We start from the raw sequence: 5,249 nt of genomic DNA, 5'->3' as shown, positions 1-5,249 counted from the left end.
AGGGGAGGTGCCGCCGGGACGGGGTCAGCGCCCGGCCCCCATTCCGTCCCTATCGCCGTAGGCGTATTCATCGCCCACCACGTAGCCCTCGCGGGCCTTCACCTCGAAGTTGGAGTTGAGGGTTTCCACCTCTACCTCTTGATACTCGCCTGCTTGTTGCTCGCCGTGGGGAGCAAAGCTGATCAAGTAATACCCAGTATTGTCTTCCGCCACCTGCTCCAGGGGAGTCAGATAGTTGGTGAAGTTGAAGTAGAACTCACCGCTGCTCTCCCAGGCCATGCGGGAAAGCACGTGGTCGAAACGATTAGCCCGTAGCGATGGGCTGACGTCGGTGGCCAGTAGATCGACGGGGTAGACTGCCACGTTGTTATCGTTGAGGGTTTGGATCATCTCCGGATAGTAACGAGTGTCCGGCCGGTAGAAGCCGAAGCTATCCACCTCACCGAAACCGATGCTGAAGAGCACGAGATTCTTACGGCCGCGCACGGCTCCCGCCGCTTCGGCGGTCATCGCCAGAGCTTCGTAGATCCGGTCCACGTCGCCCTTCGGTAAATACTCCGCCAGAGAGGGAATTCCAGCCTCCCGCAACGGAGCGTCGATGGCGAAGTCTTTGCCCTGTATCGCCTGATCGATGGCAGTCGTCAGGACGTCGGCATCGTTGGTAAAGTCGAGCAGGTTGTACTTGGGAAAATAGCTGACGACGGCCACGTAATCGTCGGGCTGGAGCGAGCGCACCCATTGCTGAGCGCGATGGCCGGCGTCCAAGAGATTGGCTCCCAACCGCGGCAGCAGATGCCGCTGGTGATGGAAGAAGAGGATGAAGTATCGGTTAATCGGGGTGACCTCGGCGTTCATTCCCGTGGTGCTGGCATCGTCGCTGGAGGCCAGGAATCGGCGATTGGTGTAGAAGGTCACGTCCTGAATCTCCACCGGCTCACCTTCCTCCCGCACGATGAAGTCGTCCTTGTCGAGGCCCAGCACCGCCTTGCCCTGACCGTCCGTCACCAGGGCGTCGATCAAGACCTCCTGGACCTCGACCCGGTCCCCGAAGCGTTCCGCCTGGGCTTGGGTGCTCTCGGCCTCGGCCATTTGAGCCTGAACCGGGACGGTGATCAGTGCGGCGAGGAAGCAGAGAAAGGTCGTCAGCAGCATCGGAAACAGACGGCCACCGTCGTGTCTGGCGCAGCTGTCGGCCTTGCTGCCGGAAGCGGTCATGAGAACATGCGAAAGAAATGTCATGGATACCTCCTATGAGGTTCGATTTTCGCGAGCGACGGACGATGTGTGATCGTCTCGATAGATCAATAGTTGCGAAAACCATACCAACGACCTCCCCGGCCTCCCCGCCCGGAGAGCCTTGGCACGTTCCTGGCATCTCCATCCGAGCCAGGACTGTCACAAGCCCGAGATCCTCGAAAGAACCATCATGAATGATTTCTTCCCCTCCCTCCTCCCCGAGCTCGTCATTCTCGGCCAGGTGATCATCGCCCTGTTGCTCGGGGGCGTCATCGGTCTCGAGCGGGAGCTGGCGGACAAGCCCGCGGGCATCCGCACCCACATGTTGGTGGGCGCGGCTTCGAGCCTGCTGGTGGGGCTTTCGGAGCTGATGATCCAACAGGCTCACGGCAGTTCCTGGGATTTGATCCAGGCCGACCCCCTGCGCGTCCTCGAGGCCGTGGTCACCGGCGTCGCGGTACTGGGGGCGGGCACCATCCTGCGCCCTCAGGACGCCAACCGCGTGGAGGGATTGACCACCGCCGCCTCCCTCTTCTTCACCGCTGGCATCGGCATTGCCTGCGCCCTCGACCAATACCTCACCGCCGTCGGCGCAACCGTCCTGATCTGGCTCACGCTGCGGGTGCTGGGCCGTATCGAAGCCGAGCACGTGGAACCCCAGGCCGACTCCGAAGATTGAGCGGCCGGTCGTTTTCCATCCCCGTCCGCAGCCTCGGGGGATCTTCCACCAGGGAGAAGCCGGCCGGTGCAGTGGAGCTTCTTGCAGGGGCGAAGTCAGCTGAACGTCTCTTCCCAAACAGGCCACTAGCAGTCCAACCCACCGGAGCCCCATGAGCCAACCCGACCCCCGCCCCCTCTCCTGCCGCAGCGCCGCCCACTGCGTCGACCTCATTCTCCAGCGCACCGCCGATTCCCGGCGCCACAGGGCTCTCCACGTCGGGCTACCCCTGGGGCTCGGCAAACCCAACCACCTGGTCAACGAGCTCTATCGGCGCGCCTGTGAGGACTCCTCCCTGCGCCTCGAGATCTTCACTGCCCTCTCCCCCGAGCCACCGAGCTGGAGCAGCGAGCTCGAACGCCGCCTGGTGGAGCCTCTCCGCGAACGCCTGTACGGAGCGTGGCCCGCCCTCGACTACGTCACCGCCCGGCGTCGCGGGGAGCTGCCGGAGAATGTCCGCGTCATCGAGTTCTACTATCCACCGGGCAGCCTGCTGGGCAATCCGGTGGCCCAGCAGAGCTATGTCTCGGACAACTACGGTGACGTCGCCGACGCCCTGCGGCGGAACGGCCTCGACGTCCTCGCCCAGCTGGTGGCGCCGCCGGAAAATCCGGTGGCTACCGGCCAGCGCTCGTTCAGCCTCTCGTCCAATCCCGACCTGACCCTCGATCTGCTGCCCTACTTCGCCGGGCGCCGGCGCCGCGGCGAGGGGGTAGCGGTGGTGGCCCAGACCAATCGCCGGCTGCCCTACATGCCCGGCGACGCCGAGGTGCCGGAGAGCGTCTTCGACGCGGTCCTCGACGAGCCCAGCCTGGATTTCCCTCTCTTCAGTATGCCCAAGCGGCCACCGGACACCGCCGCCTGGTTAGTAGGTCTGTGGGCCAGCACACTGATTCGCGACGGTGGCACGCTGCAGTTGGGCATCGGCACCCTCAGCGACGCCGTCTGCCACATGCTCGTCCGGCGCCATGGCAGCAACCAGCGTTACCGCCAGCTCCTCGCCGACGCCGGGCCAGCGGCCGCGGTGGAGGCTGCCAGCGGAATCGGTGGCCAAAGCCCCTTCCGCCGGGGCCTCTTCGCCAGCACCGAGATGCTCGTGGAGGGCCTTCTCGCCCTCTACCAGGAGGGAATTCTGCAACGCCGAGCCTATCCGGATGCAGGGTTGCAGCGGGCGGTGGACGCCCTGGAGCCGAAAGTTGGAGAAGATTTGGCGGTGCCGGGCGCCTCGCTGCTCGAAGAGATGGCCGAGCAGGGGGCGGTCCCCGAGGTCTGGGACGAAGCCACCGTCGCTCGCCTGCGGCGGCTGGGAGTTCTGGCCCAGGATGTCGAGCTCGTGGACGGCGAGCTGCACCGGCCGGGGGTCTCGGCGGTGGCCGCCGAAGTCACCACCGAAGCCCGGCGCCGGGCCATCGCCGAGGGTTTTCTGGGCTCCCGGCTCCTCGGCGGCGCCGTCGCCCACGCCGGCTTCTTCTTCGGCTCCCAGGCCTTCTATCAGGGCCTGCGGGACCTGCCCCTAGAGGCCCGCCGCGAACTTGCCATGACCCGGATCTCCTGGACCAACCGCCTCGGCGGTGACCGTGCCCTCAAACAAGCCCAGCGGCGCCATGCCCGCTTCCTCAACGAAACCATGATGGTCACCGCCCTCGGCGCCGCCGTCTCCGACGCTTTGGAGGACGGCCGGGTGGTGAGCGGCGTCGGCGGCCAGCACGACTTCGTGACCATGGCCCACCGCCTGGACGAGGCCCGTTCCGTGTTGATGCTGCCCAGCACCCGCCACGACGGCCGGCGGCTGCGCTCCAACCTGCGCTACAGCTACGGCCACGTCACCATTCCCCGTCACCAGCGGGATCTGGTGGTCACGGAATACGGCGTCGCCGACCTCCGGGGTCGCACCGACCGGGAGGTTGTCGAAGCGATCCTCGCCATCACCGACGCCCGCTTTCAGGAAGAGATCGTGGGCCAAGCCCAGAGCGCCGGCAAGCTGCCCCGGGACTATCGCCTCTCCGACCGCTGCCGCAGCAACCGGCCGGAGCGCCTGGAGGACGCCTTGGCCCCCTACCGCCGGGACGGCTTCTGCCCGCGCTTTCCTTTGGGGTCGGAGCTCGAAGAGGTCGAGGTCGACCTGGCCCAGGCCCTGCGCTCCCTGCGGCCCCTCCAGCACCTCGGCGGCTACGCGCCGTCCCGGCTCCCGGACCTCGCCCGCTCGCTGGCTCGCAGCTTCCGCTCCCCCGCCAGCGCCCGGCCCTATCTCCAGCGCATGGGATTGGAGAAACCGCAGGACCTGTCCCAACGGCTGCAGCGGCGGGCGGTGCTCCTGGGGTTGGCGCGGGCGGGGCTGCTCTGACCCACGCTGCTTGGCTCAGATCTGCGGTGCAGTTCTACTGCCAGTAGCTCTCGACGATGGAGAAATGCTTGCGCACGTAGTGTTTGTCCCAGGCGTTGTAATGCCACCATTCGATGGCCAGCTGCTGGAAGCCCGCCCGAACCATCACCTGCCGCAGCACCAGCCGGTTGGCCAGCTGCTCGTCGCTGAGGTCTCCGCTCTGGCGGTACTTCTCCTCCAGGCGCACCTGGGCCAGGGGACCGAAGTGATCCAGCGGCGTCCCCATGTCGAGGCGGTTGCCCTGGCGGTCGGCGAGGGTGATATCCACCGCCGCCCCGTAGTTGTGCATCGAGCCGCCGGCGGGGTTGGCCACGTAAGGCTGTTGGGGCGTGTCCTTCACCAGGGCCCACATGCGGCGCTGGACCCTTCGGCTACGGAGGGCGTCCACCACTACCAGATGGAGCTCCGGATAGTGCTTCCGTAGCTCGGCGCTGGCCACCGCCAAACGCCGGGCAGCGTCCTTCAGCAGGAAGCATTGCTCCATGTCGCCATAGACGTCCTCGCCCATGAAATTAGCTGCCGTTGTGTATTTGAGCTCGCAGGCGATGGTCGGATCGAGGCTCCGGACGTCCACCAGCCCCCGGTCCGCCATCCTTTGCTCGAGCTCCGTCAGCCCCTGGGAGTCGGCTGCGGCTCCGCTAGCAGCGAGACTCACCAGGAGAGCCAGGAGCCAGAGGACCGGATGGTTGAAATGAGAATTTCTCGATGTCCTGGGGGTCGGTGTCATAGAGGCCTTTCGTCAATTCGACAGGGCGATTCGGAGGAGAGCCTGGGGATCATTCATTGCGATGCTGAGCCAGCCACGAGAGACCGGCGTTGTAGATGACGTCGTGGGAACCGTCGAAGATCCACAGCGAAACCCGGTCCGAGCTGCGCTCGCCGAGGATCTGGCGCCCGGCGGCGGTCACCATG

4 protein-coding genes are annotated in these 5,249 nt (G+C 65.9%); 2 read left to right on the top strand and 2 right to left on the bottom strand.

The genetic code is table 11. The annotated features are described in order from the left end of the window. Positions 1-24 precede the first annotated feature (24 nt). On the bottom strand, positions 25-1,239 hold the full coding sequence (locus SX243_24990; GenBank protein ID MDY7096245.1) for a VWA domain-containing protein: 1,215 nt from the start codon (positions 1,237-1,239) through the stop codon (positions 25-27). Between the two features lie 187 nt (positions 1,240-1,426). Here SX243_24990 and SX243_24985 point away from each other — a divergent pair, with 187 nt between their 5' ends. Continuing rightward, on the top strand, positions 1,427-1,915 hold the full coding sequence (locus SX243_24985) for an MgtC/SapB family protein (GenBank protein MDY7096244.1): 489 nt from the start codon (positions 1,427-1,429) through the stop codon (positions 1,913-1,915). 151 nt (positions 1,916-2,066) lie between these two features. After that, positions 2,067-4,298 (top strand): acetyl-CoA hydrolase/transferase C-terminal domain-containing protein, encoded by a 2,232-nt coding sequence (locus SX243_24980; protein MDY7096243.1) that lies wholly within the window; start codon positions 2,067-2,069, stop codon positions 4,296-4,298. A 34-nt stretch (positions 4,299-4,332) separates the two neighbouring features. Here the strand turns inward: SX243_24980 and SX243_24975 are convergent, their stop codons facing one another. After that, positions 4,333-4,992 carry a M15 family metallopeptidase gene (locus SX243_24975; GenBank protein MDY7096242.1) on the bottom strand — a complete coding sequence of 220 codons (660 nt, stop codon included), beginning with the start codon at positions 4,990-4,992 and terminating at the stop codon, positions 4,333-4,335. Positions 4,993-5,249: the final 257 nt, after the last annotated feature.

This window comes from Acidobacteriota bacterium (genome assembly GCA_034211275.1).
Taxonomy (GTDB): Bacteria; Acidobacteriota; Thermoanaerobaculia; order Multivoradales; family JAHZIX01; genus JAGQSE01.
The sequence above is the reverse complement of the archived record's forward strand: the minus strand, read 5'-3'. Positions and strand labels throughout refer to the sequence as shown.